Annotated in this window: 1 tRNA gene and 3 rRNA genes; all 4 read left to right on the top strand. The window is 57.7% G+C overall.

The annotated features are described in order from the left end of the window. Nucleotides 1-97 precede the first annotated feature (97 nt). A 16S ribosomal RNA gene (locus tag D3D02_RS17810) occupies nucleotides 98-1570 on the top strand. A gap of 107 nt (nucleotides 1571-1677) precedes the next feature. Further along, nucleotides 1678-1749: transfer RNA gene (locus D3D02_RS17805), tRNA-Ala, on the top strand. A 298-nt stretch (nucleotides 1750-2047) separates the two neighbouring features. After that, nucleotides 2048-4961: ribosomal RNA gene (locus tag D3D02_RS17800) — 23S ribosomal RNA — on the top strand. Nucleotides 4962-5185: 224 nt separating this feature from the next. Continuing rightward, nucleotides 5186-5305 (top strand): 5S ribosomal RNA (rrf, locus tag D3D02_RS17795); the annotation flags it as partial.

The raw sequence follows: 5305 nt of genomic DNA, 5'->3' as shown, positions 1-5305 counted from the left end.
ACTGAACCACGAACGGACCACGCAATGATATATGGTGATCTCCCTCTCTCCGAGAGGGAAATCCCGCCACACCCCTCCCCCACTACGGGGGAGACCCATTCCGGTTGATCCTGCCGGAGGCCATTGCTATCGGAGTCCGATTTAGCCATGCTAGTCGTGCGAGTTCACACTCGCGGCAAATAGCTCAGTAACACGTGGCCAAACTACCCTACAGAGACGCATAACCTCGGGAAACTGAGGCTAATTCGTCATACCCCTCTCACGCTGGAATGCCAAGAGGCACAAACGCTCCCGCGCTGTAGGATGTGGCTGCGGCCGATTAGGTAGACGGTGGGGTAACGGCCCACCGTGCCCATAATCGGTACGGGTTGTGAGAGCAAGAGCCCGGAGACGGAATCTGAGACAAGATTCCGGGCCCTACGGGGCGCAGCAGGCGCGAAACCTTTACACTGCACGCACGTGCGATAAGGGGACTCCGAGTGCGAGGGCATATCGTCCTCGCTTTTGTGTACCGTAGGGCGGTACACGAACAAGAGCTGGGCAAGACCGGTGCCAGCCGCCGCGGTAATACCGGCAGCTCAAGTGATGGCCGATCTTATTGGGCCTAAAGCGTCCGTAGCTGGCCTCGAAAGTCCGTCGGGAAATCCACACGCCCAACGTGTGGGCGTCCGGCGGAAACTCCGAGGCTTGGGACCGGAAGGCTCGAGGGGTACGTCCGGGGTAGGAGTGAAATCCCGTAATCCCGGACGGACCACCGATGGCGAAAGCACCTCGAGAAAACGGATCCGACAGTGAGGGACGAAAGCTAGGGTCTCGAACCGGATTAGATACCCGGGTAGTCCTAGCCGTAAACGATGTTCGCTAGGTGTGACACAGGCTACGCGCCTGTGTTGTGCCGTAGGGAAGCCGAGAAGCGAACCGCCTGGGAAGTACGTCTGCAAGGATGAAACTTAAAGGAATTGGCGGGGGAGCACTACAACCGGAGGAGCCTGCGGTTTAATTGGACTCAACGCCGGACATCTCACCAGCTCCGACTACAGTGATGACGGTCAGGTTGATGACCTCGCCACGACGCTGTAGAGAGGAGGTGCATGGCCGCCGTCAGCTCGTACCGTGAGGCGTCCTGTTAAGTCAGGCAACGAGCGAGACCCGCACTCCTAATTGCCAGCAGCAGTTCCGACTGGCTGGGTACATTAGGAGGACTGCCAGTGCCAAACTGGAGGAAGGAACGGGCAACGGTAGGTCAGTATGCCCCGAATGAGCTGGGCTACACGCGGGCTACAATGGCCAGGACAATGGGTTGCAACCTCGAAAGAGGGCGCTAATCTCCGAAACCTGGTCGTAGTTCGGACTGAGGGCTGAAACTCGCCCTCACGAAGCTGGATTCGGTAGTAGTCGCCTTTCACAAGAGGGCGGCGAATACGTCCCTGCTCCTTGCACACACCGCCCGTCAAAGCACCCGAGTGAGGTCCGGATGAGGCTGTGTCACCACAGTCGAATCTGGGCTTCGCAAGGGGGCTTAAGTCGTAACAAGGTAGCCGTAGGGGAATCTGCGGCTGGATCACCTCCTACAGACCGAGACCACCCCGACGGGGTGGCTCAACTTTCACTCATCGCCTGGCCCGATCGTGGCACACTACACACCAGACAGGCACCCTAGAACCATCAAGGCTAACTGGGCCCGTAGCTCAGCGGTAGAGCACCTCCTTTGCAAGGAGGACGCCCTGGGTTCAAATCCCAGCGGGTCCATCCCCCACTCCACTCGACACAGAACGTGCCCCTTAAGTGTGGGCACACACTCGACTGGAGTGGACACGAACTGATGCACCATCCCGTGAAAGCGCGGATGGGAAGGGTTCGACGAACGCTCCGGCCGCCACCGGACGTTCAATGACGACCATTGTACGCACGCAATCCAGACGCCCACTGAACCCGTTCAACCGAACGGATCACACGTGGACGTCTCAGATCACCAAACAGCAAGAGCAACTTAACTTGCAACTGCAACAGCAACCACTGTACACAACAGACCAGTAACACACGACACTCAAACTGGCTACTGTACTGGCTGGTGAATGGCTCGGCTCGAGAGCCGACGACGGACGTGCCAAGCTGCGAAAAGCCCGAGGGAGTCGCACGGAGACTAAGAACTCGGGATCTCCGAATGGGAATCCCCACCGCAATTGCTTCGCGCAATGGGGAACGCTCCGAATTGAAACATCTCAGTAGGAGCAGGAACAAAAAACAATAGTGATGTCGTCAGTAACCGCGAGTGACCGCGACACAGTCCAAACCGAATCCGCAAGGAAATGTGGTGTTCGGACTAGCCATAACGGAACACAATCTCACGAGAAATCTCCTGGAACGGAGTACGATACAGGGTGACAGTCCCGTATCGCGAGAGCGTGTTCCCGGGCTACCTCCAGAGTAGCGAGGATTGGATATTCCTCGTGAATCTCGCAGGCATCAACTGCGAAGACTAAACACTCCTCGAGACCGATAGCGAACAAGTAGCGTGAGCGAACGCTGAAAAGCACCCCGAACAGGGCGGTGCAATAGGGCCTGAACTCAGTCAGTGATAGAACGACGGGGCATACAAGGTCCCAAGAAAAACGAGCGTGGGGCGACCCACCAGTAGGACTCTTGGGAAGCCGATGTCGCGTCGTGCGTTTTGAAAAACGACCCAGGGAGTGCATTTGTATGGCAAGCCTAACTGGAGTATCCAGGCAGGCACAGGGAAACCGATACGGCCGCAGTCCATCCGGACCAGGGCCACCGTGTTCAAGCGCGGGGAGTCATACTGATGCGACCCGAAACCGAGTGATCTACGCGCGAGCAAGGTGAAGCGTGGCGAAAGCTGCGTGGAAGCCTGCAAGGGTTGGTGTCCTACAATACCCTCCCGTGACTCGTGCGTAGGGGTGAAAGGCCCATCGAACTCGGCAACAGCTGGTTCCAGCCGAAACATGTCGAAGCATGACCTCAACCGAGGTAGTCTGCGAGGTAGAGCGACCGATTGGAAGTCCCGCCTCCGAGAGGAGTCGGCCTTCCTGTCGAACTCCAAACTTGCAGACGCCGTAGACGTTGGGAATCCGGACTGCGGGGTAAGCCTGTGGTCCGTGAGGGAGACAACCCAGAGCCGGGTTAAGGTCCCCAAGTGTGGATTAAGTGCAACCGAAGGTGGTCTCGAGCCCTAAACAGCCGGGAGGTGAGCTTAGAAGCAGCTACCCTCTAAGAAAAGCGTAACAGCTTACCGGCCGAGGTTCGAGGCGCCCAAAATGATCGGGGCTCAAATCCACCACCGAGACCTGGCAGCGTCCATCACAGGACGACCTAGTAGGCTTGGCGCACTGATCGGGCGGAAGCTCGGGCGAGAGCTCGCGTGGACCGATTAGTGACGAAAATCCTGGTCACAGTAGCAGCGAGAGTCGGGTGCGAACCCCGACGGCCTTACGAGTAAGGGTTCCTCGGCACTGCCACTCAGCCGAGGGTTAGCCGGTCCTAAGTCCCACCGTAACTCGACTGGGACAACCAGGGAAACTGGTTAATATTCCAGTGCCACCGTGCATTCAGCCGACGCTTTGGGAAACAGCGAGCGAGGCCTTCGCCTCGTCGAATCGTGGAAGATCGTGGACGCCGTAACGGCACGAAGCGATCGAAGCACGAGACAGCGCAAGTCGCTGGTACCGAGAGCCCGTGAAAAGGCGCACGGCGACCGTACCGAGATCCGACACAGGTACTCAGGCAGAGAAAGCCAAGGCCTGTCGGGAACAACCGGCGTTAGGGAATTCGGCAAGTTAGTCCCGTACCTTCGGAAGAAGGGATGCCTGCTTTTCATCGAGCAGGTCGCAGTGACTCGGACGCTCCGACTGTCTAGTAACAACATAGGTGACCGCAAATCCGCAAGGACTCGTACGGTCACTGAATCCTGCCCAGTGCGGGTATCTGAACACCTCGTACAAGAGGACGAAGGACCCGTCAACGGCGGGGGTAACTATGACCCTCTTAAGGTAGCGTAGTACCTTGCCGCTTCAGTAGCGGCTTGCATGAATGGATCAACGAGAGCGTCACTGTCCCAACGCTGGGCCCGGTGAACTGTACGTTCCAGTGCGGAGTCTGGAGACCCCCAAGGGGAAGCGAAGACCCTATAGAGCTTTACTGCAGGCTGTCGCTGAGACGTGGTCGCTGATGTGCAGCATAGGTAGGAGACATTACACAGGTACCCGCGCTAGCGGGCCACCGAGTCACCAGTGAAATACTACCCGTTAGTGACTGCGACTCTCACTCCTGGCGGAGGACACCGGTAGCCGGGCAGTTTGACTGGGGCGGTACGCGCTCGAAAAGATATCGAGCGCGCCCAAAGATTTCCTCATCCGGGTCGGAAACCCGGAGAAGAGCGCAAGAGCAAACGGAAGTCTGACAGTGTCATTCCCAACGAGTGACGCTGACGCGAAAGCGTGGTCTAGCGAACCAACGAGGCTCCTGGATGGGGCCCGTTGATGACAGAAAAGCTACCTTAGGGATAACAGAGTCGTCACCCGCAAGAGCACATATCGACCGGGTGGCTTGCTACCTCGATGTCGGTTCCCTCCATCCTGCCTGTGCAGAAGCAGGCAAGGGTGAGGTTGTTCGCCTATTAAAGGAGGTCGTGAGCTGGGTTTAGACCGTCGTGAGACAGGTCGGCTGCTATCTATTGGGGGTGTATTGGTACTTGAGAGGAACGTTCGTATAGTACGAGAGGAACTACGAATGGGTGCCGCTGGTGTATCGGTTGTCCGAAAGGGCAGATGCCGAGCAGCCACGCACCGCAGGGTAAGAGCTGAACGCATCTAAGCTCGAAACCTACCTCAAAAAGAAGTACCGCCGAGGACACTCGTAGAAGACGAGTTCGATAGACTCGGGGTGTACGCACCGAGGCAACGAGGTGTGAGCCCGCGAGCACTAACAGTCCAAAGCCACACTCATACACGAGCATAGTGTCACGTGACTACCCAACCCGTGTCACAGTGGATGCCGTGATGGGGATCGAGACTACCAAGAAGTGACCCACGGTCGAACGGGTTCAGGCGGAAGCTGGATTGCGTGCGCAACAATAGTCGAATGTACGCATTAGAGATTCGACTGGCACACCGACACTGGTGTGGACTCGCGATACGAGTCCAGATGGTTCGAATCCATCGGTCGGCATTAAGGCGGCCAGAGCGGCAGGGTGACACCCGTACCCATCCCGAACACGGAAGTTAAGCCTGCCAGCGTGCGAGGTAGTACTGGAGTGAGCGATCCTCTGGGAACACTGGCTCGCCGCCTC

The organism is Halobellus sp. Atlit-38R (genome assembly GCF_003665925.1).
GTDB lineage: Archaea > Halobacteriota > Halobacteria > Halobacteriales > Haloferacaceae > Haloquadratum > Haloquadratum inordinatus.
The sequence above is the reverse complement of the archived record's forward strand: the minus strand, read 5'-3'. Positions and strand labels throughout refer to the sequence as shown.